This is a genomic window from Pseudomonas putida, from assembly GCF_025905425.1.
Lineage (GTDB): Bacteria > Pseudomonadota > Gammaproteobacteria > Pseudomonadales > Pseudomonadaceae > Aquipseudomonas > Aquipseudomonas putida_AF.
Genome location: NZ_CP109603.1, coordinates 5,882,205 through 5,906,597 on the forward strand (window position 1 = coordinate 5,882,205; position 24,393 = coordinate 5,906,597).

Below are 24,393 nucleotides of genomic sequence, written 5' to 3' on the forward strand. Positions count from 1 at the left end.
TTGTTCTTTGAGCGCCACGGTGGTGGTGAACGGGCGCTGCTCGTTCACTTGGAAGGTCAGAACCCTGAGGCGCGCGAAGACCCGCAGGAGTTTCAGGAGTTGGCTTTGTCGGCCGGGGCGGACATCGTCTCGCTGGTGACCGTGTCACGGCATCAGCCTACGGCCAAATACCTGATTGGCAGCGGCAAGGTCGAAGAACTGCGCGACCTGGTCAACGCCGATGAGGTAGACCTGGTGATATTCAATCACACCCTCACGCCTAGCCAGGAACGCAACCTCGAACGTGTCTTCGAGTGTCGCGTGCTTGATCGCACCGGCCTGATTCTCGATATTTTCGCCCAGCGGGCGCGTACCCATGAAGGCAAGCTGCAGGTCGAACTGGCCCAGCTCGAGCACATGAGCACGCGGCTGGTACGCGGCTGGACCCACCTTGAGCGGCAAAAAGGCGGTATCGGCCTGCGCGGCCCGGGGGAAACCCAGCTTGAAACCGACCGCCGTCTGCTGCGGGTGCGCCTGCGTCAGATCAAGGCACGCCTGGAGAAGGTGCGCAGCCAGCGCGAGCAGGCCCGTCGCGGCCGACGCCGCGCCGATATCCCGTCGGTTTCGCTGGTGGGTTACACCAACGCCGGCAAGTCCACCCTGTTCAACGCCCTGACCCAATCCGATGTCTACGCCGCCGACCAGCTCTTCGCCACCCTCGACCCGACCCTGCGCCGGCTCGAACTGGACGACCTTGGGCCGATCGTGCTGGCCGACACCGTCGGTTTCATTCGCCACCTGCCGCACAAGCTGGTCGAGGCTTTTCGGGCTACGCTCGAAGAGTCGAGCAACTCCGACCTGCTGCTGCATGTGATCGATGCGCATGAGCCGGACCGCATGGAGCAGATCGAACAGGTTCTGGCGGTATTGGGCGAGATCGGTGCCGAAGGCTTGCCGATCCTCGAGGTCTATAACAAACTCGACCTGCTTGAAGATGTCGAGCCGCAGATCCAGCGCGATGCCGATGGCAAGCCGGAGCGGGTCTGGGTATCGGCACGAGATGGACGTGGCCTGGAGCTGGTTGGCCAGGCGATTGCCGAGTTGCTGGGGGATGATCTGTTTGTCGGCACCCTGTGCCTGGAGCAGCGTTTTGCCCGCTTGCGCGCGCAATTCTTTGCCTTGGGTGCCGTGCAGAGTGAAGAGCATGATGAAGAAGGGCGCAGCCTGCTGAGCGTGCGACTGCCCAGGGTCGAGTTGAATCGTCTGGTCAGTCGCGAAGGCATGGAGCCGCAAGTGTTTGTCGAGCAACACACTTTGCAATAAATGCTCGTCGAGGTCGCCGGGCAGCAGTGACAGGCATTCTGTAGCATTGGACGGCGCGCCGTGGGCGCGTCTTTGCTTTATCAGATGGAGAGCGCTATGGCTTGGAACGAGCCGGGTGGCAACTCGAACAATCAGGATCCCTGGGGCGGCCGCCGTGGTGGCGGTGGCGGCGGTGGTGACAAGAAAGGTCCGCCGGATCTGGACGAGGCCTTCCGCAAACTGCAGGACAGCCTGAACGGCATGTTCGGCAGCGGCAAGAAACGTGGCGGCGGTGACCGCAGTGTCGGCAAGGGTGGCGGCTACGGCCTGCTGGGCATTGGCCTGGCGGTGCTGGCTGCAATCTGGCTGTACAGTGCCGTGTACGTGGTCGACGAGCAGGAGCAGGCCGTGGTGCTGCGCTTCGGCAAGTACTACGAGACGGTAGGTCCCGGCCTGAACATCTACTTCCCGCCGATTGATCGCAAGTACCTGGAAAACGTCACGCGTGAGCGTGCCTACACCAAGCAGGGGCAGATGCTGACCGAAGACGAGAACATCGTCGAGGTGCCGCTGACCGTCCAGTACAAGATCACCAACCTGCAGGACTTCGTGCTCAACGTCGACCAGCCCGAGGTGAGCCTGCAGCATGCGACCGACAGCGCCCTGCGCCACGTGGTGGGTTCCACCTCGATGGACCAGGTGCTGACCGAAGGCCGTGAGCAGATGGCCGTGGATATCCGCGAGCGCCTGCAGCGTTTCCTCGACAACTACCGTACCGGTATCACCGTCACCCAGGTCAACGTACAGAGCGCGGCAGCCCCGCGTGAAGTGCAGGAAGCCTTCGACGACGTGATCCGCGCCCGTGAAGATGAGCAACGTGCCCGCAACCAGGCCGAGTCCTACGCCAATGGCGTGGTGCCGGAAGCCCGTGGTCAGGCCCAGCGCATCATCGAGGACGCCAACGGTTACCGCGACGAAGTGATTGCCCGCGCCAAGGGTGAGGCGGATCGCTTCACCAAGCTGGTTACCGAGTATCACAAGGCACCTGACGTCACCCGTCAGCGTCTGTACCTGGAAACCATGCAAGAGGTTTACAGCAACTCGAGCAAGGTCATGGTGGCAACCAAGGACGGGCAGAACAACCTGCTCTACCTGCCGCTGGACAAGATGGTCGAAGGCAGCCGCAACACGTCCGCACCGACCAGCAGCGTGTCTGCGTCGGTCAACGATGCGGCCGCGCGTGCGGCGCAGGACCTGCAACAGCAACAACAGCCGCTGCGCACTAGGGAGAGCCGCTGATGAGCAATAGATCGCTGATCGCCCTGATCGCCGCTGTGGTGCTGGCCGTGGTGGCCTGGAACTGCTTCTACATCGTGGCGCAGACCGAACGTGCCGTGCTGCTGCAATTCGGTCGTGTGGTCCAGGCGGATGTCCAGCCAGGCCTGCATGTGAAGGTTCCTTATGTGAACCAGGTGCGCAAGTTCGACGCCCGTCTGATGACCCTTGATGCTCCGACCCAGCGGTTCCTCACGCTGGAGAAGAAAGCGGTCATGGTCGACGCCTACGCCAAGTGGCGCGTCAAGGATGCCGAGCGCTTCTACACCGCCACTTCCGGCCTCAAGCAGATCGCCGACGAGCGTCTGTCGCGTCGTTTGGAAAGCGGCCTGCGTGACCAGTTCGGTAAACGTACCTTGCACGAGGTGGTATCCGGTGAGCGTGACGCGCTGATGGCTGACATCACCGCTTCGCTGAACCGCATGGCCAACAAGGAGCTGGGTATCGAGGTTGTCGACGTTCGCGTCAAGGCCATCGACCTGCCGAAGGAAGTCAACCGCAGCGTGTTCGACCGTATGAGCACCGAGCGTGAGCGTGAAGCCCGCGAGCATCGCGCCAAGGGTAACGAACTGGCCGAAGGTATCCGTGCGGATGCCGATCGTCAGCGTCGTGTACTGTTGGCCGAAGCCTATCGCGAAGCTGAAGAAACCCGCGGTGATGGTGACGCCCAGGCGGCTGCCATCTACGCCAAGGCCTACAGCCAGGACGCTGATTTCTATGCGTTCCACCGTAGCCTGCAGGCGTATCGCGAGAGCTTCTCCAGCAAGAGCGACGTGCTTGTCCTGGACCCGAAGAACGAGTTCTTCCGTTACCTGGACAAGAGCAAGCCTTGATGCTCTGAGCCCGTTTTTGTTGGGGTAACGCCCCGCCTGGCAGCTAAAACACCAGGCGGGGTGCATCCTGAATGAAAAGGGGTGTATGATGAGGCAGCCGGGAAATTTCCCGGCTTTTTTGCGTCTGCAAGGTTGATTGGCAAGCCGCCAGTTGACGGTTTGGTCAGTGCGCAAGGCAATTCGAGGGTATTGGGTACGGTGGCTGCGCTGGGATCAGTGCTGCCCGCTGCTGTGCGCGATACCTGCTTTACTGACGGCTCGCCACAGGCAGGCCGCCCGGACCAGAGGGGAAATGGCGTAATGGCAACGGTAGACCGCTGGCTGCTGCCAGATGGCATCGAGGAAGTACTGCCACCTGAGGCTGCGCGTATCGAGATCGCGCGTCGCCAGGTGTTGGACCTGTTCCAGAGTTGGGGCTACGAACTGGTCGTCACCCCGCATATCGAGTACCTGGAGTCGCTGTTGACCGGCGCCGGCCAGGACCTGGATCAGCGCACCTTCAAGGTGGTCGACCCGCAGTCCGGTCGCCTGATGGGCTTTCGCGCCGACTTCACCCCGCAGGTGGCGCGCATCGACGCCCACACCCTGCGCCGTGAAGGCCCGAGCCGCCTGTGCTATGCCGGCAGCGTGCTGCATGCCCAGCCGCGTGCCCTGTCCACCTCGCGCAGCCCGATTCAGCTGGGTGCCGAGCTGTACGGCGACGCCAGCCCCACCAGCGATGTCGAAGTCATCAGCCTGATGCTCGCCACGCTGCAACTGACCGACGTGGCGGACGTGCACATGGACCTCGGCCATGTCGGCATCTACCGTGGCCTGGCGCGTGCCGCTGGCCTGTCGGGCGCGGTCGAGCAACAGCTGTTCGACGCCCTGCAGCGCAAGTCGGTCGATGAAGTGCAGGCACTGACCGCCGACTTGCCGAAGGACTTGGGCAACATGCTGCGCGCCCTGGTCGAGCTGTGCGGTGGCCGTGAAGTGCTGGCCGAAGCCCGCGTGCGCCTGGGCCGTGCCCCGGCCAGCGTACTGGCGGCGCTGGACGACCTGCTGGCGATCGCCGATCGCCTGGCGTCGCGCTACCCGGACCTGCCGCTGTATTTCGACCTGGGCGAGCTGCGCGGTTACAACTACCACACCGGTGTGGTGTTCGCCGTGTTCGTGCCGGGCGAAGGTCAATCGATCGCCCAGGGCGGGCGCTATGACGACATCGGCGCCGATTTTGGCCGGGCACGCCCGGCCACCGGATTCTCCACGGATTTGAAGACCCTGGTCACACTGGGGCGAGCGGAGGTCGTATTGCCAACTGGCGGCATCTGGATGCCCGACAGTGGCGACGCGGCCCTCTGGCAGCAGGTCTGCCAGTTGCGCAACGAGGGCCAGCGTGTGGTTCAGGCTCTGCCTGGCCAGCCGTTGAGTGCTGCTCTCGAGGCGGATTGTGATCGGCAATTGATTCAGCAAGACGGGCGCTGGCAGGTACTGCCGCTGACCCATTGAGTTTCTGCGTCGGCAGTAGGCCGGCAACCAAGTTTGCGTGAATGAGGACCAATGTAATGGGTAAGAATGTCGTCGTCCTGGGCACCCAATGGGGTGATGAGGGCAAAGGCAAGATCGTCGATCTGCTGACCGAACATGCTGCCGCCGTAGTGCGCTACCAGGGTGGCCACAACGCGGGCCACACCCTGGTGATCAACGGTGAAAAAACCGTTCTGCACCTGATTCCGTCCGGCATCCTGCGTGAAGGCGTTCAGTGCCTGATCGGCAACGGCGTGGTCGTTGCTCCAGATGCCCTGATGCGTGAAATCACCAAGCTGGAAGAGAAGGGTGTACCGGTGCGCGAGCGCCTGCGTATCAGCCCTGCTGCTCCGCTGATTCTGTCGTACCACGTGGCCCTGGACCAGGCCCGCGAAAAAGCCCGTGGCGAAGCCAAAATCGGCACCACCGGCCGTGGCATTGGCCCAGCGTACGAAGACAAGGTCGCACGCCGTGGCCTGCGCGTTGGCGATCTGTTCCACCGTGAGCGTTTCGCCGCCAAGCTCGGTGAGCTGCTGGACTACCACAACTTCCAGCTGGTGAACTATTACAAAGAGCCGGCCATCGACTTCCAGCAGACCCTGGACGAGTGCATGGCCTACGCCGAGCAGCTCAAGCCGATGATGCTCGACGTCACCGCCGAACTGCACAACCTGCGTCGCGCCGGCAAGGACATCATGTTCGAAGGTGCCCAGGGCTCGTTGCTGGACATCGACCACGGTACCTACCCGTACGTCACCAGCTCCAACACCACTGCTGGCGGTATCTCCACCGGTTCCGGCGTTGGCCCGATGTACCTGGACTACATCCTCGGTATCACCAAGGCCTACACCACGCGCGTCGGCTCCGGTCCGTTCCCGACCGAACTGTTCGACGAGACTGGCGCCACCCTGGCCAAGCGCGGCCATGAGTTCGGTTCGACCACCGGCCGTGCCCGTCGTTGCGGCTGGTTCGATGCCGTCATCCTGCGTCGCGCCATCGACGTCAACAGCATCTCGGGCATCTGCCTGACCAAGCTGGACGTACTGGACGGCCTGGAAACCATCAACATCTGCGTTGGCTACAAGAACGAGAACGGTGCTGTCATTGACGCACCTTCCGATGCCGACAGCTACATCGGCCTGGAGCCGGTGTACGAAGAGATGCCAGGCTGGAGCGAGTCGACCCTGGGTGCCAAGACCCTGGAAGAGCTGCCAGAAGCTGCTCGCGCTTACATCAAGCGCATCGAGGAGCTGACCGGCGCGCCGATCGACATCATCTCCACCGGCCCGGACCGCAACGAGACCATCGTGCTGCGTCATCCGTTCGCCTGATCCGCTTTCACGGCTGATCTGACGCCGCGGTCCCGAAAGGGATCGCGGCGTTTTCATGTGTAGGCCTGCACCGGCCTCTTCGCGGGGCAAGCCCGCTCCCACAGGATGGACTGCCCCCAGAAAGTTGGACAGTTTAGCTAGCCGCCTGGGCCCTGTAATCGACAGGGCTCAGGCCTTTGAGTCTTAGCTTGATGCGGTCATGGTTGTAGTAGTGAATGTACTCATCCAGACCTGCTTTCAGTTCTTCGACGGTTTCAAATCGCTTCAGGTGGAAAAACTCAGACTTGAGTGTGCCGAAGAAGCTTTCCATAGCTGCATTGTCCAGGCAATTACCTTTGCGCGACATGCTCTGCTTTACGCCGCGCTGGTAGAGCTTGTGGCGATATTGAGGCTGTTGGTAGTGCCACCCTTGGTCTGAGTGGATCACCAGTTTTGGCTTCTCGCCCAGGCCATCAAGCGCCTTGTCCAGCATGTTCCCAACCAGGCTGTAGCATGGCCGGCTGGCCGTTTCGTAAGCCACGATCTCAGCGTTGTACAGGTCCATCACGGGTGAGAGATAGAGCTTCTGCTCGGCGACCTTGAACTCGGTTACGTCGGTCACCCATTTTTGGTTGGGCCGTTGGGCGACGAAGTTGCGCTCCAAGAGGTTCGCTGCCAGTTTGCCGACAACGCCCCGGTAGGAGCGGTATTTCTTGGGGCGCACGACCGATTTCAGACCGAGTTCAGCCATCAGTCGCTCAACGACCTTCTTGTTGACCAAGGTCCCGCTATTTCTGATCGCGAGCGCCACGCGTCGATAGCCGTAGCGCTTTTTCTGCTCGTAATAGATACGCTGTATCTGCTCTTTGAGCGCAGCATGCTTGTCCGGCTGCTGCTGGCTTTTGACCTGGTAGTAGAAGGTGCTGCGCGCCAATCTGACCAACCGCAAAAGGTCAGGAAAAGGGAATCTGTGCTTGAGTTTGCAGACGATCAGGACTTTTTCGTCTGTATTCGCTCCTTCTCCTCCCGCATAGCCTTTAACTCCTTTAGGACAGCGTTCTCCATACGCAGAAACTCGAGCTCAGCCATCAGCTGCTCTCGGGGCTTTTGCGCGTCGTCGGTATCGGTGGGCTTGGCTGGCTTAATCTTCTTTGGCACGGGTCTCGGCTTTCTTAGTTTGGCGGCAGTAGGCGCTGCGGGCCTACCACTGTAGTACTGCCGCTGCCAAATGCCTATCTGAGAAGACTGTCCGAGATCAAAGTGTGCCGCAGTTTGGCGCAAAGAGAGCCGGTGTTCATGCATGTACTTCAGCACCTGGCGCTTGAACTCTTCGCTGGAGCCGGCCTGATGACTGGCAACCCACCGTCGCAGCAGGCTGAAATCAAGGCCAAAGTGGCGAGCCACTTTTCGGAAGCCATTGCTGCCATCAAGGTAGGCTGCAATCGCGGTGAGCTTGAACTGCTCGGTGTACTTGCCCATAGATCCCCCAAGGGTTGGATTGATGTCCAACTTCTTGGGGGCAGTCCAGGATCTCTGCAGTGGCTGCAAGGTCCGTGGAGATCACTGTGGGAGCGGGCTTGCCCTGCGAAGAGGCCCGTGTAGGCAATCACCTTGCTAAAACTTGGCACATATCCCCGCTGCCCCCGGCACAACCCTTGCTGTAAGAAGTTTCTGTAGTGGCCATCAAAATAGTGGCGCCAGAAAACACGAGGGTTACACCGTGTCTGCCATCCTCTCACTGTTACGAAGCCGCCTCTTGCGGCCTGTGTTTGTTGCCCTTGGTATCGCTCTTTTGGTGCAGGTGCTGGTTGCCGTTGCGCTGACCCGAAGCACGGTCACCGCTCTGGAGGCCGACCTGGGCGAGCGGCTGGGCAATGACAGCCGCAAACTTGCCAGCGAGCTGGAGCAGGCCGGGCAGGATGTGCGCTCCGGGCTCGACAGCCTGTCCAGCAGCACCCGCCAGCGTCTGAGCGCAGGTTTGTCCGCACGCCTGCAAGACGAGCAGCAACAACTGCGCACAACGTTGGAAAAGAACCTCAAAGATTCTGCCAACGACATGGCCGAGCTGCTGGCTTCGGTCGCCCCGCGGGCTATCTGGGACAACGATGTGCCGGTGCTCTCCGACTTCGCACGCCGCGCCCAGCGCAATCCCAATGTGCTGTTCGTGGTTTACGACGACGCCCAGGGCCAGCACCTGACCCGCTACCTCAACCGGCAAAACCCGATCAACCAGGCGTTGATGGACAAGGGGCAGGGCGAGCGGGCGCTGGACAAGGTGATCGATGCGGCTCGCCGCGACCCGGCGGTGTATTTTGTCGAAGCGTCGATCAACCCCAATGGCGCGGAAATCGGCAAGGTATTGATGGGGGTTTCGACCGCCGGTGTCGATCAGGCGCTTGCGGCCCTCGACCAGCGCTTCGCCGCCCTGATCGCCAGTGGCGAGCAGTTGGTAGGCGACAGCCTCGGCGGTGCCGCCGCCGACAGTGGCAAGACCCTGCGCGAACGGCTGCAGACGGCGCAGAGCAGTGCCACGGCCATGCAGGCCAACACCGCGCAGACCGTGCGCGAGGCCGCCGCCGAACTGCGCTGGCGCATCGGCCTTGGCCTGGTCCTGGTGGGCCTGGGTGTGTTGCTGGTGGTTGCCGTGGTGCTTGGCCGCAGGGTGCTGAGCAAGCTGCGCCTGTTGATCGCTGCCCTCAACGACCTGGCTGCCGGTGAAGGAGACCTGACCAAGCGCGTCGCCCTCGACAGCCGCGACGAGATCGGTGACATGGCCTCGGCGGTCAACCGCTTTGTCGACAAGCTGCAGCCCATCGTCCGCGAGGCGGGGGAGGTGGCGCAGCGTACCGGTGTCGAGATTGGCGCCATGGCCCGGCGCAGTGCCGGTGCCGATGCCGCTGCCGCGTTGCAGCGCGATGAAGTGGCGGCCAGCCTGCGTGATCTGTCGAGCATGGCCGATGAGGCCCAGGCCGAGAGCCATGCCATGCAGTCTGCACTGCAACAGGTGGTGGATATCCGTCAGGCGACGGATGAGAACAGCCGTACCTCGACCCAGCTCGCCGGCTTGATCGAAAGCCTGGCAGGCCAGGTGGAGACCGGCTCCCATGTGATCGAACGGCTGGCCAAGCAAAGTGAGCAGATCGAGGTGGTGCTGACAGTCATCCACGGCATTGCCGAACAGACCAACTTGCTGGCGTTGAATGCGGCCATCGAGGCGGCCCGTGCCGGTGAGACGGGGCGCGGTTTTGCCGTGGTGGCCGATGAAGTGCGCGCGCTGGCGAGCAAGACGCAAAGTTCGACGGGGGATATCCAGGCGCACATCGCCGCCCTGCAAAAAGGTGCCAAAGAGGCCGTGGCGACCATCAGCCAGGCGGGGCTCAAGGCCGGCGAAGGGTTGTTGGTGCTGCGCGAAAACGAGCGCCGCCAGCAGTCGGTCCAGGTGGCGGTCGAGCAAGTGCATGCGGCGATCGGGCTGGCTACCCGCGCGGCTGAGCAGCAGGCGTACGGTGCGCAAGCGGTGCGTGGGCGGGTGGAGACTATCCATGCCCAGGCCGAACGCTCGGCTGAAGTGGTGATGCAGACCACGGCCAGCAGCAAGGTGCTGGATGACCTGGCGGCGCAGCTCCGGGCCAGCCTGGGGCAGTTCAGGGCGTAACGAACTCAGGCTTGCGTGGCTGCTGAGATTGCTGGGGCCGCTATGCGGCCCTTTCCGACCGGTCCGGCGCCCCGGCAAGGCCGCTCCTAACTGGGCCTTTGACTTTGCTAAGCTGCTGGCGACAAATGACAAAGGGAGTTGCTCATGTCACCGGCTCTAACCCGGGTCCCCGAGAATGCTCAATTACTTGCCAGCCCGGCCCAGCTTGATTTTCTTCACTGCCATTCAGTGCCAGTAACCGCCCCGATGTCCGCCCTCGAAGCCTACTGCGCGATGACCTCGGACGTTCCGGGCTGGCTGGCGACCGCTTTTCGTCTTCGCGATGCCATATCTCGCCGGTTCAACGTTACCGAGATCCAGGGTTTCTCCTTGCGCAACCCCAGCCAAGTGCCAGCGGTCGGCGAGTTCCTGGACTTTTTCACCGTCGAAGCGATCAGCCAGCAGCAACTGGTGCTGACCTCTCGTGATACGCACCTGGCGGTCATGGTGTGCATCGATCTGGTTGAGCCGGAGGCAGGCCAGCAGCGGCTGAGCGTGACAACCTCGGTGCAGTGCTTCAACCGGTTCGGGCGCCTGTACATGCTGCCGGTCGGCCTGGCCCATGGCCCGATCGTCCGGCGCATGCTGCGCAATATCGAGCGGCGAAACTCAGGCCGCAAGGCGGCCTGAGCCTGCTTCAAGGCTTGCTCAGGTACATCCGCGTAGTCAGCAGATAAACCGGTAACCCCGACACCACGATCAGCAGGGCCGCGTAAGGCGCCGCAGCCGCGAATTCGACGTTGGCGGTATGCGCCCAGACCTCGGTGGCCAGGGTAGTCATGCCGGTCGGGCTGAGTAGCAGGGTAGCGGTCAGCTCCTTCATGGCATCGAGAAATACCAGGGCGAAGGCCGCCGCCAGCGCCGGGAAGATGATCGGCAGGGTCACCCGGCAGAACGCCGTGAAGCTGCTGGCACCCAGGGTGCGGGCGGCTTCTTCGAGCGTTGGCGAGGCCTTGTTCAAGGCGGTGCGCACCGGAGCCTGGGCCAGCGGCAGGAACAGCAGCGCGTAGGCCAGCAGCAACAGTGCGGTGGTCTGGTACATCGCCGGCACGTAGTGCAAAGCGAAGAACACCAGCGTCAGCGCGATCACCAGGCCTGGCAGGGCATGCAGCAGGTAGGGCAGGCGTTCGGCCCAGATCGCCAGGCGGCCTTTGTAGCGCACCACCAGGAAGCTGATCGGCAGTGCCAGCAGTACGCAGAAGCCCGCGCCACCCAGTGATACCGACAGCGAGGTGAGCAGTGCTTTGGAGATGTCTGCGACCGGGAAGGCCGCCGACGAGCCGACACTCAGCCAGTAGCCGAGCATGGCCAGCGGAATACCGCTGCCCAGCACCGCCAGGGCCACGCAGAACAGCTGCGCCAATGGCGCCCACCTGTGCAGGCGCACAGGTTGCGCGCGGCGTGCCACGCCTTGGCCGATGCGCACATGACGGGCCTTGCCGCGCACACGCAGTTCCAGCCACAGCATGATCAGGCACAGCGCCAGCAGCACGGCCGATAGCATGGCTGCGTTGGCGTTGCTGAATTCCAGCTCGAACTGCTGGTAGATCGCCGTGGTGAAGGTTTGCAGGCCGAGGATCGACAGTGCACCAAATTCCACCAGCATGTGCAGGGCGATCAGTAACGCGCCGCCCAGCATCGATGGCCACAGCAACGGCAGGGTTACCTTGATGAACACGCCCCAGCGGCTGCATCCCAGCGTGCGCGCCGACTCTTCAAGCGAGGTATCGACGTTGCGCAGGGTGGCCGCCACCGGCAGGAACACCAGTGGGTACTTGGACAGCGCCATGACCAGGATGGCCCCGCCAAGGCCTTCGAAGTCCGAGCTCAGCGATACCCAGGTGAAGCTGCTGACGAATGACGGCACTGCAAACGGCAAGCACAGCACCACGCCCCACAGTCGGCGGCCCGCCAGGTTGCTGCGTTCGAGCAGCCAGGCCAGGGCCAGCCCGACCACCATGCACACCAGTGTCACCCCGAACATGAGCATCAGGGTGTTGCGCATCAGGCCCCAGACGAACGGGCGCCAGAGCAGGTGCAGGGCCTCTCGCCAGCCTGCTTCCCAGGCTTTGAGGGCGACATACGCCAGTGGCAGCAGGCTCATCGCCACCAGGAACAGCACAGGCAGCACCACCCAGATCGAGGGGCGCTTGCGGCGCGGTACGTAACGTACCGGCGTCGGCTCGGACAGGGCGGCAGTCATCAGAGCAGACCGACCTCACGTTCAAGTTCCAAGGCTTCTTCGGCATTGCCGAGGTCGGCCGGGGAGATCTTCGGCGGGCGCAGCTCTTCGAACGGCTTCAGGCCACGGTCGGACATCATGCCCTTGTGCAGCGGGTATTCGGCGGTGGTCTGGGTGATCACACGCTGGCCTTCTTCGCTGGCCATCCAGTTGAGCAGGGCCTGGGCTTCCTTGGGATGCTTGCTGGCCTTGACCGCAGCGGCGCCGGAGATGGTCACCAGGCCACCGGCATCGCCGTCGGCCAGGTAGTACAGCTTGGAGTCCAGCTTGCCGCGCTCACGCTCAAGGGCATACCAGTAGTAGTTGTTCACCAGCACGGCGGCGACTTCGCCTTTTTCCACGGCTTTGAGCGCTACCATGTTGTTGGTGTAGGTCTTGCCGAAGGCTTTCAGGCCGGTCAGCCACTCTTCGGCAGCCTCACGCCCGTGCATCTTCAGAATGGCCACGGCCTGTTCCTGGAAGGCACCGCTGGTCGGCACGAAACCCACGCGGCCGTCCCACTCAGGGTCGGCGAAGTCCATTACCGATTGCGGCAGGTCTTTCTCATCGATTTTCTTGGGGTTGAACACCACCACGCGGGTACGGGCGGTGACGCCCATCCAGGTGCCGTTGGCAGCCACGTATTCCTTGGGCAGCATGTTCAAGGTGGCGTCGTCGATCTTCGCCAGCAGGCCTAGCTCGCCCAGGTTGTTCAGCGGCGGCGACTCTTCGGTGTAGATGATGTCGGCCGGCGAGCGCTCGCCTTCTTCGATGATCTGGCTGGCCAGCTGGTTGCTGCTGCCCTTGCGGATATTGATGTGAATGCCGGTCTTGGCCTCGTAGGCCTTGGCGATGGCATCGCCGATTTCCTTGTGCTGCCCGTTGTACAGGGTCAGTGTGACCGGTGCGTCTGCCATGGCGGCCGGAGCGCCGATCACCAGGCTCAGTACAGCGGCGGCCAGGGTGCGCATCAGCGGTTGCGGACGGATCGTCATGCGGGTACTTCCTCGCTTACGGCTACATATTTGGAAACAATGGTAAACGAAATCGTTTCTCAAGTGGCCGTGTGACAAGAAATTCATGGGCAGACGATCGTCGAGCAGCTGAATTCTGGCCGGAGGGGAGGGCGGTAGCGAAGGGATAAAAAACGCAGGCAAGAAAAAACCCACTAGCAAGCTAGTGGGTTTTTATATGGTGCCCAGGAGAAGACTCGAACTTCCACGACCTTGCGGTCACTGATACCTGAAACCAGCGCGTCTACCAATTCCGCCACCTGGGCAAAGCTTTACATCGTCTGATGAAGGCGACTATCGTTCGCTTCATACAGTAGTAACAGATCCTTGGTCATCTATTACTTGATAATACTTGGTGCCCAGGAGAAGACTCGAACTTCCACGACCTTGCGGTCACTGATACCTGAAACCAGCGCGTCTACCAATTCCGCCACCTGGGCACACATTTCGTCGAGGTCACATGATGCTTTACATCGCGTTTCATCTCAACTACAACGTCGTCTGTCCGTCGTTGTGGTGCGCACTATACGGACGGTCCTGAGGGCTGTAAAGCCCCTGATCGAAAAATATTTCAAAAAATTCAACTTGTTGATTCTTCAGCCCTATTACGCCTTCCTCGACCCATCGCTGGGGGGCTGTCCAAGGCTGTCATTTCCGGTTTCAATACGCCTATGCCAGAATTCCTATCTATATACCCCAAGGTGAACCCCTTCTGATGGCCGATTGGCAATCCCTCGATCCCGAGGCCGCTCGCGAAGCGGAAAAATACGACAACCCTATCCCCAGCCGTGAGCTGATCCTCCAGCGCCTTGCCGATCGCGGCGAGCCGGCCGCCCGCGAGGAGCTGGCGGCAGAATTCGGTCTGTACGAGGAAGACCAGATTGAAGCCCTGCGCCGCCGCTTGCGTGCCATGGAGCGCGACGGCCAGCTTATCTATACCCGGCGCGGCACCTATGCCCCGGTAGACAAGCTGGACCTTATCTGTGGTCGCGTGTCCGGCCACCGCGATGGCTTTGGCTTCCTCATCCCCGATGACAAGAGCGATGACCTGTTCCTCAGTCCGTCGCAGATGCGCCTGGTGTTCGATGGCGACCGCGCCCTGGCGCGTGTCTCCGGTACCGACCGCCGTGGCCGCCGCGAAGGCGTATTGGTAGAAGTCATCTCCCGCGCCCACGAAAGCGTGGTTGGCCGCTACTACGAAGAAGGCGGTATCGGCTATGTGACGCCGGACAATCCGAAGATCCAGCAAGAAGTGCTGGTGACCGCCGGTCGCAATGGCGGCGCCAAGATCGGCCAGTTCGTCGAGATCAAGATCACTCACTGGCCAACCCCGCGTTTCCAGCCGCAAGGTGATGTGGTCGAGGTGATCGGCAACTACATGGCGCCGGGCATGGAAATCGACGTTGCCCTGCGCAGCTATGACATTCCGCACGTCTGGCCTGAAGACGTGGTCAAGGAAGCGCGCAAGTTCCGCTCCGAAGTGGAAGAGAAGGACAAGGAAAAGCGCATCGACCTGCGCCACCTGCCTTTCGTCACCATCGACGGCGAAGATGCCCGCGACTTCGACGACGCAGTCTATTGCGAGCCGTTGGGCAAGCTGCGCTTGTTCTCTGGCGGTTGGCGCCTGTACGTGGCGATTGCCGACGTTTCAAGCTACGTGCGCCTGGGCTCTGCCCTGGACGTCGAGGCCCAGCAACGTGGTAACTCGGTGTACTTCCCCGAGCGCGTGGTGCCGATGCTCCCCGAAGAGCTGTCCAACGGCCTGTGCTCGCTGAACCCGCACGTTGATCGCCTGGCCATGGTCTGCGAGATGACCATCAACAAGGCCGGCCAGATGGTCGACTACCAGTTCTACGAAGGCGTGATTCACTCCCATGCCCGCCTGACCTACAACAAGGTCAGCAGCATGCTCGAGCATGCCCGCACCCGTGAAGGGAAGGCGCTGCGCGAGCAGTACAAGGAAGTCCTGCCAGACCTCAAGAGCCTCTACGCGCTCTACAAGGTGCTGCTGGATGCGCGTCACGCCCGCGGCGCGATCGACTTCGAGACCCAGGAAACCCGCATCATCTTCGGTGATCAGCGCAAGATCGCCGAGATCCGCCCGACCGTGCGCAACGATGCCCACAAGCTGATCGAGGAATGCATGCTGGCGGCCAACGTGGCCACCGCCGAGTTCCTGCAGAAGCACGGCGTGCCGGCCCTGTACCGTGTTCACGATGGCCCGCCGCCGGAGCGCCTGGAGAAACTGCGCGCTTTCCTCGGTGAACTGGGTTTGTCGCTGCACAAGGGCAAGGACCCGTCGCCGAAGGACTACCAGGCCTTGCTGGCAAGCATCGCCGAGCGCCCGGACTTCCACCTGATCCAGACCGTGATGCTGCGTTCGCTGAGCCAGGCGGTGTACAGCACCGACAACAACGGCCACTTCGGCCTGAATTACGAGGCTTACACCCACTTCACCTCGCCGATTCGCCGTTACCCGGATCTGCTGGTGCACCGCGCCATCCGCAGCATCATCCGCTCCAAGGTGGACACCCCGCACGTCAAACGTGCCGGCGCCATGAGCATTCCCAAGGCGCGTATCTACCCGTACGACGAGAACACCCTCGAGCAGCTTGGCGAGCAGTGCTCGATGACCGAGCGTCGCGCCGATGAGGCGACGCGCGATGTGGTCAACTGGCTCAAATGCGAGTACATGAAGGACCGCGTGGGCGAGACCTTCCCAGGCGTGATCACTGCAGTGACCGGTTTCGGGTTGTTTGTTGAGCTGACGGACATCTACGTGGAAGGCCTGGTGCACGTCAGTGCGCTGCCGGGCGACTACTACCACTTCGACCCGGTTCATCATCGCCTGTCCGGCGAGCGTACCGGGCGCAGCTTCCGCCTGGGCGACACGATCGAAGTCAAGGTCATGCGCGTCGACCTGGACGAGCGCAAGATCGACTTCGAAGTCTCCGAGAAGACCCTCAGTGGCCCGATCGGTCGCAAGCAGCGTGGCGCCGCGCCAGCGGGCGACAAGCCCGAGCAGCAGCAACCGGCCACTGAAGCGAAAGCCACGCCCAAGCCGCGCAGCCGCAAGAGCGAGGCGTCCGAGGCCTACTTCCCGAAAGATGCCGTGCAGCGTAACGCTGAAGTGCGCAAGAGCCGCGAGATGAAGAAGGCGTTGATGACCGACGCTCGCAGCGGTGCCGGCAGCAAGTCGGAGAAAGGTGGCAAGCCATCCGGCAAGCCGACCAAACATCGCAAAGGCCCGCCGAAGTCCGGTGCGCCCCGCAAGAGCAAGAGCAAGTCATGAGTCAGCTGGAAAAGATCTACGGCGTACACGCCGTGCAGGCGTTGTTGCAGCACCACCCCAAGCGGGTCAAGCAAATCTGGCTGTCGGAAGGGCGCAGCGAGCCGCGTCTGCAGAAGCTGCTGGAACTGGCGTCGGAAAACCGCGTAGCGGTCGGCCAGGCTGAACGCCGTGAGCTGGATGCCTGGGTCGAAGGCGTGCACCAGGGCGTGGTCGCCGAGGTTAGCCCGAGCCAGGTGTGGGGTGAGTTGATGCTCGAGGAATTGCTCGAGCGCACTGAAACGCCGCCGCTGATCCTGGTCCTGGACGGCGTCACCGACCCGCACAACCTCGGCGCCTGCCTGCGCACCGCCGATGCTGCCGGTGCCACGGCGGTGGTGGTGCCCAAGGACAAGTCGGCGACCCTGACGCCGGTTGTGCGCAAAGTTGCCTGCGGCGCTGCGGAAACGATCCCGCTGGTGGCTGTGACCAATTTGGCGCGTACCCTTGAAAAGCTTCAGCAACGTGGGCTGTGGGTGGTTGGCACGGCTGGCGAGGCTGAGCAGGAGATCTACCAGCAGGACCTGACCGGGCCTCTGGTGATGATCATGGGGGCAGAAGGCAAAGGTATGCGCCGCCTGACCCGTGAGCATTGCGATTTTCTGGTCAAGTTGCCGATGGGCGGTAGCGTCAGCAGCCTGAACGTTTCGGTGGCGACCGGCGTTTGCCTGTTTGAGGCAGTGCGCCAGCGTCAAGCCAAGCGCTGATATTCAGTCTGTGCTGGCCTCTTCGCGGGGCAAGCCCGCTCCCACAGGATTACTGCAATGGCTGAGGTTGCAGTAGGCCTGTGGGAGCGGGCTTGCCCCGCGAAGGGTTGGTGCAGGCAAAATATGTTTCCGGCTGTTCAAATAATCGCCAATCACCTTGCTTGTCTGTCTTGCCTTCTCTACAATTGCGCCCCTTGCCGAGCTGGCAGGCGCTCATGTGCCTCCCCTCCATGGCAAGACATACAGTGTCATTCACTCCTTGTCTGACCAGCGTTCTGGCAGACTACTAACCCGTAAGGAGCATTCATGCGTCATTACGAAATCATCTTTCTGGTTCACCCGGACCAGAGCGAGCAAGTCGGCGGCATGGTTGAGCGTTACACCAAGCTGATCGAAGAAGATGGTGGCAAAATCCACCGCCTGGAAGACTGGGGCCGTCGTCAACTGGCCTACGCAATCAACAATGTTCACAAGGCTCACTACGTGATGCTGAACGTTGAGTGCACCGGCAAGGCCCTGGCCGAGCTGGAAGACAACTTCCGCTACAACGATGCCGTGATCCGTAACCTGGTCATCCGTCGCGACGAAGCCGTAACCGGTCAGTCCGAGATGCTCAAGGCAGAAGAGAACCGCAGCGAGCGCCGTGAGCGTCGTGAGCGTCCTGAGCATTCTGACTCCGCCGAAGGCGATGACAGCAATGACAGCGACTCCAGCGATAACGCTGACGAGTAATCCACGGACCTTTTGAGGAGCCTATTACATGGCACGTTTCTTCCGTCGTCGTAAATTCTGCCGCTTCACTGCTGAAGACGTGAAAGAGATCGACTTCAAAGATCTCAACACCCTGAAAGCTTACGTATCCGAAACCGGCAAGATCGTTCCAAGCCGTATCACCGGTACCAAAGCTCGTTATCAGCGTCAGCTGGCTACCGCTATCAAGCGCGCCCGCTTCCTGGCCCTGCTGCCCTACACCGACAGCCACGGCCGCTGAGACCGGGTCGTCGACAAGCAGTAAGGGATAAGCATGCGAGCGTTAGCTGATTTCATCATGCGCGGTCGTGTGCAGGCCACCCTGGTGGTGGTCATCAGTGCCGTGTTACCGCTGTTGTTCTGGTTGAGTGCCGCTGCCGGGAGCCTCGTGCTTCTGCGGCGCGGGTTCAAGGATGCTTCAACGGTCATCGCGTTCGGGCTTTTGCCTGCGGTGGCCATCTGGGCCTTTGGCGACCCAAGCACCTTGTTGGTGCTGTTAGGGACCCTGGGGCTGGCCGCCATGTTGCGTGCCGGGCATTCCTGGAGCCGGGTGTTGATGTCCAGTGTTGTGTTGGGGCTGGTTTACAGCCTCATCCTGGACACGGTACTGCGTGAAACCTTCGAGGTGTTGGCCAAGGCGCTTGCACAAGCGCTGCCGCAAATCGAAGGCAAGCCGGTTATCCCCGGTGAGCTGATCGGCCCTGTGCTGGTCGCTTCAACGGCGGTGATGCTGCAGCTGTTCAGCGTGCTGGCTTTGATGCTGGCGCGTTATTGGCAGGCTGCGTTGTACAACCCTGGAGGCTTCGGTCGCGAGTTTCGCGCCCTGAAGTTGCCGCGGGTCACCATGCTGGCTCTGGTGGCAGTGATGGTGCTGGGTCCGTTCATCGGGCCACAGTTCATCGTCCTGGCCTCCGCGTCCAGCCTGGTGCTCGTCCTGGCCGGCATCGCCTTGATGCATGGGCTGGTGGCACAGGGCCGATTGGCCGGTTTCTGGCTGGTGGGCATGTACGTGACGCTGCCGCTGATCATGCAGCTGATTTATCCGTTGCTCGTGGTTTTGGCCATTGTCGACAGCCTGATTGATTTTCGCGGTCGCAAGTCCCCTGAGGGGAATGACTCCGCGAACGGTGAAGGTTAAAAGTTAAGAGGTTTTACCAAATGGAACTGATCCTGCTGGAAAAAGTCGCTAACCTGGGCAACCTGGGCGACAAAGTAAAAGTTAAGGCTGGTTACGGCCGTAACTTCCTGCTGCCATTCGGCAAGGCCACCGTTGCCAACGCCGCCAACCTGGCTGCGTTCGAAGAGCGTCGCGCCGAGCTGGAAAAAGCAGCTGCAGACCGTAAATCGTCGGCTGAAAGCCGCGCTGCCCAACTGGCCGAGCTGGAAGTGACCATCACTGCCACCGCTGGCGACGAAGGCAAGCTGTTCGGTTCGATCGGCACCCACGACATCGCTGACGCCCTGACCGCCTCCGGCGTTGAAGTGGCCAAAGCTGAAGTGCGTCTGCCGAACGGCACCATCCGTCAGGTTGGCGAATACGACGTAGCCGTGCACCTGCACAGCGACGTTGAAGCCACCGTACGTGTGGTCGTCGTAGCTGCCTAAGCTGCGCTGACTGGCTGGCCGCACGCGGCCCAGCCGGTTAACATCGGGCACGGTCCTGTCTTTTACAGGCCGTGCCCTTTGTCTTTTTCGTCCCCCAGAATTTATTCGTGGCCATGAACGAGATCACCACCTCCGAACAGCTTGACCTGCAAACCGCATCCCTTAAGGTGCCGCCGCATTCCATCGAGGCCGAACAGGCTGTGCTCGGTGGCCTGATGCTGGACAACAACGCCTGGGAGCGGGTACTGGATCAGGTGTCGGATGGCGATTTCTATCGGCATGACCATCGCCTGATCTTCCGCGCCATCCACAAGCTGGTCGACCTGAACCATCCGTTCGATGTGGTCACGTTGCACGAGCAGTTGGACAAGGAGGGCGTGTCGTCGCAAGTCGGCGGCCTGGCCTACCTGGCGGAGCTGGCCAAGAACACCCCGTCGGTGGCCAACATCAAGGCTTATGCCGCGATCATTCGCGAGCGGGCCACGTTGCGTCAGCTGATCAGCATCAGCACCGACATCGCCGACAACGCGTTCAACCCGCAAGGGCGCAATGCCGAAGAGATCCTCGACGACGCCGAGCGGCAGATCTTCCAGATCGCCGAGGCGCGGCCGAAGACCGGCGGCCCGGTGGGGGTCAACGAGCTGTTGACCAAGGCCATCGACCGCATCGACACGCTGTTCAACTCCGACAGCGACATCACCGGTATTTCCACCGGCTACACCGACCTCGATGGCAAGACCAGTGGCCTGCAGGCGGCCGACCTGATCATCGTCGCCGGCCGTCCGTCGATGGGTAAGACCACCTTCGCCATGAACCTGGTGGAAAACGCCGTGCTGCGCAGCGACAAGGCGGTGTTGGTGTTCTCCCTCGAGATGCCAGGTGAATCGCTGATCATGCGTATGCTCTCGTCCCTGGGCCGCATCGACCAGACCAAGGTGCGTTCCGGCCAGTTGGACGACGACGACTGGCCGCGCCTGACCTCGGCGGTCAACCTGCTCAACGACCGCAAGCTGTTCATCGACGACACCGCGGGCATCAGCCCATCGGAAATGCGTGCACGCACCCGTCGCCTGGCCCGTGAACACGGTGAGATCGGCATGATCATGGTCGACTACCTGCAGCTGATGCAGATCCCGGGCTCTTCCGGTGACAACCGGACCAACGAGATTTCCGAGATCTCCCGCTCGCTCAAGGCCCTGGCCAAAGAGTTCAACTGCCCAGTCATCGCCCTGTCGCAGCTCAACCGCTCCCTGGAACAGCGGCCGAACAAACGCCCGGTGAACTCCGACTTGCGGGAATCCGGTGCAATCGAGCAGGACGCCGACGTGATCATGTTCGTTTACCGTGACGAGGTGTATCACCCGGAAACCGAGCACAAGGGCATTGCCGAAATCATCATCGGCAAACAGCGTAACGGCCCTATCGGCTTCATCCGCCTGGCCTTCATCGGCAAGTACACCCGCTTCGAGAACCTCGCGCCGGGCATGTACAACTTTGATGACGACGAATAAACGCAGGGTTTGCGTATTGCAGATGAATCCGACCTCTGTCGTCGGATTTGATCAAAATTTGTGCTATATTCCGCGCCCGCGATTTCCCTGAACACCAGAACCGGTCACTGACATGCAAGCAGCCAAACCACTCTACGACTATCCCAAGTACTGGGCCGAATGCTTCGGGCCAGCACCGTTCCTGCCAATGAGCAGGGAGGAGATGGATCAGCTCGGCTGGGATTCCTGCGACATCATCATCGTGACCGGGGATGCCTACGTCGACCACGCGTCGTTCGGCATGGCCATCATCGGCCGTCTGCTGGAAGCCCAGGGCTTCCGGGTGGGCATCATCGCCCAGCCTAACTGGCAGTCCAAAGACGACTTCATGAAGCTGGGCGAGCCGAACCTGTTCTTCGGCGTCGCGGCCGGCAACATGGACTCGATGATCAACCGCTACACCGCGGACAAAAAGATCCGTTCCGACGATGCCTACACCCCTGGCGGCATGGCCGGCAAGCGCCCGGACCGCGCCAGCCTGGTGTACAGCCAGCGCTGCAAGGAAGCCTACAAGCACGTGCCGATCGTGCTCGGTGGCATCGAGGCTTCGCTGCGCCGCATTGCCCATTACGATTACTGGCAGGACAAGGTCCGCCATTCGATCCTGATCGACGCCAGCGCCGACATCCTGCTGTACGGCAACGCCGAGCGGGCCATTGTCGAAGTCGCCCAGCGCCTGTCCCAGGGTGAGAGCATCGAGCACATCACCGACGTGCGCGGTACCGCGTTCGTGCGCCGTGATACGCCTCAGGGCTGGTTCGAGATCGACTCCACCCGTATCGACCGCCCAGGCCGGGTCGACAAGATCATCAACCCCTACGTCAACACCCAGGACACCCAGGCCTGCGCCATCGAGCAGGCCAAAGGTGACGTGGAAGACCCGAACGAAGCCAAGGTGGTGCAGATTCTCGACAGCCCAGGCATGACCCGGGACAAGTCGGTGATCCGCCTGCCGTCGTTCGAGAAGGTGCGCAACGACCCGGTGCTGTACGCCCACGCCAACCGCGTGCTGCACCTGGAAACCAACCCAGGCAACGCCCGCGCCCTGGTGCAGAAGCACGGTGAAGTGGATGTGTGGTTCAACCCGCCACCCATCCCCATGACCACCGAAGAGATGGACTACGTGTTCGGCATGCCCTATGCGCGCATCCCGCACCCGGCCTATGGCAAGGAGCGCATCCCGGCCTACGAGATGATCCGCTTCTCGGTGAACATCATGCGTGGCTGCTTCGGTGGCTGCACCTTCTGCTCGATCACCGAGCACGAAGGGCGGATCATCCAGAACCGTTCCCACGAATCGATCCTGCACGAGATCGAGGAGATGCGTGACAAGGTGCCGGGCTTTACCGGCGTGGTCTCCGACCTTGGCGGCCCGACCGCCAACATGTACCGCATCGCCTGCAAAAGCCACGAGATCGAGAAACACTGCCGCAAGCCGTCGTGCGTGTTCCCGGGTATTTGCGAGAACCTCAACACCGACCACAGCTCGCTGATCGAGCTGTACCGCAAGGCGCGTGCCTTGCCGGGTGTGAAGAAGATCCTGATCGCCTCGGGCCTGCGCTACGACCTGGCGGTGGAATCGCCGGAGTACGTCAAGGAGCTGGTCACCCACCACGTGGGCGGCTACCTGAAGATTGCCCCGGAGCACACCGAGCGTGGCCCGCTGGACAAGATGATGAAGCCGGGCATCGGTACCTACGACCGCTTCAAGCGCATGTTCGAGAAGTTCTCGAAAGAAGCGGGCAAGGAGCAGTACCTGATCCCGTACTTCATCGCCGCGCACCCGGGCACCACCGACGAAGACATGATGAACCTGGCCCTGTGGCTCAAGGGCAACGGCTTCCGCGCCGACCAGGTGCAGGCGTTCTACCCCTCGCCAATGGCGTCGGCCACAGCCATGTACCACTCGGGCAAGAACCCGCTGCGCAAGGTGACGTACAAAAGCGAAGGGGTCGAGATCGTCAAGAGCGACGAGCAGCGTCGTCTGCACAAGGCGTTTTTGCGCTATCACGACCCAAAAGGCTGGCCGATGCTGCGTGAGGCGCTGGAGCGCATGGGCCGTGCCGATTTGATCGGGCCGGGCAAGCACCAGCTGATTCCGCTGCACCAGCCGCAGTCCGACACCTACCAGAGTGCCCGGCGCAAGAACTCGACCCCGGCCGGCAGCCACAAGGTGGGCAAGGACCAGAAGATTCTGACCCAGCACACTGGCCTGCCACCGCGTGGCAGCGATGGCAGCAAGCCGTGGGACAAGCGTGAGAAGGCCAAGGCCGAAGCATTTGCCCGCAACCAGCAGGCGGCCAAGGAGCGCAAGGAAGCGGCCAAGGGTAGCGGTAAGGGTAAGAAGCCGCGTCAGCCCGTTATTCCGCGTTGATTTCAGGGGCTGCTTTACAGCCCTTTCGCGACACAAGGCCGCTCCTACAGAGGGCGTATTCCCCTGTAGGAGCGGCCTTGTGTCGCGAAAGGACCGCAAAGCGGTCCCAAAATCTCGAAATCAATCAGGCCGCTTGTCGACCCACTTCGGCGCCACCGGCGCGACAAATTCATTCATCCCGTCCAGCAATGCATCCGGTTGTTGACCCAGCAGCAACATGGCCCGATGCGCTGGCCGCACAAAACCTTCTTCGACTATGTGGTCGAGGAACCCGCCCAGCTTTTCATAGAAGCCATTCACATCGAGCAGCCCCAGCGGCTTGGCGTGATAGCCCAGCTGCCCCCAGGTCCACACCTCGAACAACTCCTCCAGCGTACCCAGCCCACCCGGCAGCGCGATGAACGCATCGCTGAGTTCGGCCATGCGCGCTTTGCGCGCGTGCATGCCATCGACTACTTCCAGGCGGGTCAGGCCCTTGTGGCCCACCTCGGCGTCCAGCAGGCTTTGCGGGATGATCCCGATCACTTCACCACCGGCTGCCATGGCCGCATCGGCCACCACGCCCATCAAGCCGACAGCGCCGCCACCATAGACCAGGGTCAGGCCGCGCCGGGCGATGGCCTGGCCAAGTGCGATGGCCGCTTCACGGTAGGCAGGGTTGGCGCCGATGCTGGCGCCGCAGAAGACACAAACAGAACGTACAGGCATTGCTCATCTCCAGTCACTCAGGGTGACAGGGTACGGCGCATGCGTGGCAGTTCCAAGGCCGCTTTCATTCCGGGCGGGAGAATTCGCAGACGGCGCCAGTGGCACCCTGGGCATAGGCGGCAAGCAGGCTGTTGATGAAGCTGGACATGCGCATTTGGTATTGCTCCTAAATGAGAGG

General features: G+C 61.9%; 19 protein-coding genes, 2 tRNA genes and 1 pseudogene. 16 read left to right on the top strand and 6 right to left on the bottom strand.

Translation table 11 applies throughout. The annotated features are described in order from the left end of the window. The 5 genes from hflX (at nt 1) to OGV19_RS26480 (ending at nt 6,286) form a co-directional block, all read left to right on the top strand. The gene (gene hflX / locus OGV19_RS26460) at nt 1–1,302 is read left to right on the top strand and encodes a ribosome rescue GTPase HflX (protein WP_264311360.1); all 1,302 of its coding nucleotides are present in this window, start codon (nt 1–3) and stop codon (nt 1,300–1,302) included. A gap of 96 nt (nt 1,303–1,398) precedes the next feature. Next, nucleotides 1,399–2,580 (top strand): FtsH protease activity modulator HflK, encoded by a 1,182-nt coding sequence (gene hflK / locus OGV19_RS26465; protein ID WP_264311361.1) that lies wholly within the window; start codon nt 1,399–1,401, stop codon nt 2,578–2,580. Next, nucleotides 2,580–3,449 (top strand): protease modulator HflC, encoded by an 870-nt coding sequence (gene hflC / locus OGV19_RS26470; protein ID WP_264311362.1) that lies wholly within the window; start codon nt 2,580–2,582, stop codon nt 3,447–3,449. Before hflK ends, hflC begins: the two co-directional genes overlap by 1 nt. Before the next feature lie 300 nt (nt 3,450–3,749). Continuing rightward, nucleotides 3,750–4,937, top strand: coding sequence for an ATP phosphoribosyltransferase regulatory subunit (locus tag OGV19_RS26475; protein ID WP_264311363.1), 1,188 nt, complete (start codon nt 3,750–3,752; stop codon nt 4,935–4,937). A 56-nt stretch (nt 4,938–4,993) separates the two neighbouring features. Beyond that, entirely contained in the window at nt 4,994–6,286 is a 1,293-nt protein-coding gene (locus OGV19_RS26480; protein ID WP_008095424.1) for an adenylosuccinate synthase, read from the top strand. 133 nt (nt 6,287–6,419) lie between these two features. On the opposite strand, the gene OGV19_RS26485 is transcribed toward OGV19_RS26480, so the two are convergent. Next, a protein-coding gene (locus tag OGV19_RS26485) for an IS3 family transposase (protein ID WP_264311364.1) occupies nt 6,420–7,744 on the bottom strand; the annotation gives its coding sequence in 2 pieces (ribosomal slippage) (nt 6,420–7,301 and nt 7,304–7,744; 1,323 coding nt in all). Between the two features lie 1,057 nt (nt 7,745–8,801). Here OGV19_RS26485 and OGV19_RS27940 point away from each other — a divergent pair. The 3 genes and pseudogenes from OGV19_RS27940 to OGV19_RS26495 form a co-directional block, all read left to right on the top strand. Further along, nucleotides 8,802–9,014 (top strand): annotated as a pseudogene (locus OGV19_RS27940) (methyl-accepting chemotaxis protein); the annotation flags it as partial. Between the two features lie 201 nt (nt 9,015–9,215). Beyond that, nucleotides 9,216–9,920, top strand: coding sequence for a methyl-accepting chemotaxis protein (locus OGV19_RS27945; RefSeq protein ID WP_413470152.1), 705 nt, complete (start codon nt 9,216–9,218; stop codon nt 9,918–9,920). 144 nt (nt 9,921–10,064) lie between these two features. Continuing rightward, entirely contained in the window at nt 10,065–10,589 is a 525-nt protein-coding gene (locus tag OGV19_RS26495; RefSeq protein WP_264311366.1) for a DUF2867 domain-containing protein, read from the top strand. Nucleotides 10,590–10,596: 7 nt separating this feature from the next. Here OGV19_RS26495 and OGV19_RS26500 read toward each other — a convergent pair whose 3' ends face one another. The 4 genes from OGV19_RS26500 to OGV19_RS26515 all read right to left on the bottom strand — a co-directional run bounded on the left by OGV19_RS26500 (nt 10,597) and on the right by OGV19_RS26515 (nt 13,633). Next, complete coding sequence (locus tag OGV19_RS26500; RefSeq protein ID WP_264311367.1) at nt 10,597–12,162, bottom strand: ABC transporter permease; 1,566 nt, start codon at nt 12,160–12,162, stop codon at nt 10,597–10,599. Next, nucleotides 12,162–13,175: an extracellular solute-binding protein gene (locus tag OGV19_RS26505; RefSeq protein ID WP_264311368.1), complete on the bottom strand. Its 1,014-nt coding sequence runs from the start codon at nt 13,173–13,175 to the stop codon at nt 12,162–12,164. The genes OGV19_RS26500 and OGV19_RS26505 overlap by 1 nt, the downstream gene beginning before the upstream one ends. A 197-nt stretch (nt 13,176–13,372) precedes the next feature. Next, nucleotides 13,373–13,459, bottom strand: a tRNA-Leu gene (locus OGV19_RS26510). An 87-nt stretch (nt 13,460–13,546) separates the two neighbouring features. Next, nucleotides 13,547–13,633, bottom strand: a tRNA-Leu gene (locus OGV19_RS26515). 275 nt (nt 13,634–13,908) lie between these two features. On the opposite strand from OGV19_RS26515, the gene rnr reads away from it, so the two are divergent. The 8 genes from rnr (at nt 13,909) to OGV19_RS26555 (ending at nt 23,507) form a co-directional block, all read left to right on the top strand. Beyond that, on the top strand, nt 13,909–16,485 hold the full coding sequence (gene rnr / locus OGV19_RS26520; RefSeq protein WP_264311369.1) for a ribonuclease R: 2,577 nt from the start codon (nt 13,909–13,911) through the stop codon (nt 16,483–16,485). Continuing rightward, on the top strand, nt 16,482–17,228 hold the full coding sequence (gene rlmB / locus OGV19_RS26525; protein ID WP_264311370.1) for a 23S rRNA (guanosine(2251)-2'-O)-methyltransferase RlmB: 747 nt from the start codon (nt 16,482–16,484) through the stop codon (nt 17,226–17,228). Before rnr ends, rlmB begins: the two co-directional genes overlap by 4 nt. Nucleotides 17,229–17,534: 306 nt before the next feature. Beyond that, a complete protein-coding gene (rpsF, locus tag OGV19_RS26530; RefSeq protein ID WP_033701800.1) occupies nt 17,535–17,960 on the top strand; it encodes a 30S ribosomal protein S6 in 426 nt (141 codons plus the stop codon). A 28-nt stretch (nt 17,961–17,988) separates the two neighbouring features. After that, nucleotides 17,989–18,219 carry a 30S ribosomal protein S18 gene (rpsR, locus tag OGV19_RS26535; RefSeq protein WP_003249563.1) on the top strand — a complete coding sequence of 77 codons (231 nt, stop codon included), beginning with the start codon at nt 17,989–17,991 and terminating at the stop codon, nt 18,217–18,219. 33 nt (nt 18,220–18,252) lie between these two features. Then, nucleotides 18,253–19,116, top strand: coding sequence for a hypothetical protein (locus tag OGV19_RS26540; RefSeq protein ID WP_264311371.1), 864 nt, complete (start codon nt 18,253–18,255; stop codon nt 19,114–19,116). Nucleotides 19,117–19,136: 20 nt separating this feature from the next. Beyond that, complete coding sequence (gene rplI, locus OGV19_RS26545) at nt 19,137–19,583, top strand: 50S ribosomal protein L9 (RefSeq protein WP_012316464.1); 447 nt, start codon at nt 19,137–19,139, stop codon at nt 19,581–19,583. Nucleotides 19,584–19,696: 113 nt separating this feature from the next. Continuing rightward, entirely contained in the window at nt 19,697–21,094 is a 1,398-nt protein-coding gene (gene dnaB, locus OGV19_RS26550; protein ID WP_264311372.1) for a replicative DNA helicase, read from the top strand. A 112-nt stretch (nt 21,095–21,206) separates the two neighbouring features. Further along, a complete protein-coding gene (locus OGV19_RS26555; RefSeq protein ID WP_264311373.1) occupies nt 21,207–23,507 on the top strand; it encodes a YgiQ family radical SAM protein in 2,301 nt (766 codons plus the stop codon). A gap of 120 nt (nt 23,508–23,627) precedes the next feature. Here the strand turns inward: OGV19_RS26555 and OGV19_RS26560 are convergent, their stop codons facing one another. Continuing rightward, nucleotides 23,628–24,215, bottom strand: a complete 588-nt coding sequence (locus tag OGV19_RS26560; RefSeq protein WP_264311374.1) for a cytokinin riboside 5'-monophosphate phosphoribohydrolase — start codon at nt 24,213–24,215, stop codon at nt 23,628–23,630. Between the last annotated feature and the right edge of the window lie 178 nt (nt 24,216–24,393).

Coding starts and splice junctions, on each gene's coding strand:
- hflK (WP_264311361.1), top strand. CDS start 1,399: ATGGCTTGGAACGAGCCGGGTGGCAACTCGAACAATCAGGATCCCTGG.
- rnr (WP_264311369.1), top strand. CDS start 13,909: ATGGCCGATTGGCAATCCCTCGATCCCGAGGCCGCTCGCGAAGCGGAA.
- hflC (WP_264311362.1), top strand. CDS start 2,580: ATGAGCAATAGATCGCTGATCGCCCTGATCGCCGCTGTGGTGCTGGCC.
- rpsR (WP_003249563.1), top strand. CDS start 17,989: ATGGCACGTTTCTTCCGTCGTCGTAAATTCTGCCGCTTCACTGCTGAA.
- OGV19_RS26495 (WP_264311366.1), top strand. CDS start 10,065: ATGTCACCGGCTCTAACCCGGGTCCCCGAGAATGCTCAATTACTTGCC.
- OGV19_RS26540 (WP_264311371.1), top strand. CDS start 18,253: ATGCGAGCGTTAGCTGATTTCATCATGCGCGGTCGTGTGCAGGCCACC.
- rplI (WP_012316464.1), top strand. CDS start 19,137: ATGGAACTGATCCTGCTGGAAAAAGTCGCTAACCTGGGCAACCTGGGC.
- dnaB (WP_264311372.1), top strand. CDS start 19,697: ATGAACGAGATCACCACCTCCGAACAGCTTGACCTGCAAACCGCATCC.
- OGV19_RS26475 (WP_264311363.1), top strand. CDS start 3,750: ATGGCAACGGTAGACCGCTGGCTGCTGCCAGATGGCATCGAGGAAGTA.
- rpsF (WP_033701800.1), top strand. CDS start 17,535: ATGCGTCATTACGAAATCATCTTTCTGGTTCACCCGGACCAGAGCGAG.
- OGV19_RS26560 (WP_264311374.1), bottom strand. CDS start 24,215: ATGCCTGTACGTTCTGTTTGTGTCTTCTGCGGCGCCAGCATCGGCGCC.
- rlmB (WP_264311370.1), top strand. CDS start 16,482: ATGAGTCAGCTGGAAAAGATCTACGGCGTACACGCCGTGCAGGCGTTG.
- OGV19_RS26480 (WP_008095424.1), top strand. CDS start 4,994: ATGGGTAAGAATGTCGTCGTCCTGGGCACCCAATGGGGTGATGAGGGC.
- OGV19_RS26505 (WP_264311368.1), bottom strand. CDS start 13,175: ATGACGATCCGTCCGCAACCGCTGATGCGCACCCTGGCCGCCGCTGTA.
- OGV19_RS26500 (WP_264311367.1), bottom strand. CDS start 12,162: ATGACTGCCGCCCTGTCCGAGCCGACGCCGGTACGTTACGTACCGCGC.
- OGV19_RS26555 (WP_264311373.1), top strand. CDS start 21,207: ATGCAAGCAGCCAAACCACTCTACGACTATCCCAAGTACTGGGCCGAA.
- OGV19_RS27945 (WP_413470152.1), top strand. CDS start 9,216: ATGGCCGATGAGGCCCAGGCCGAGAGCCATGCCATGCAGTCTGCACTG.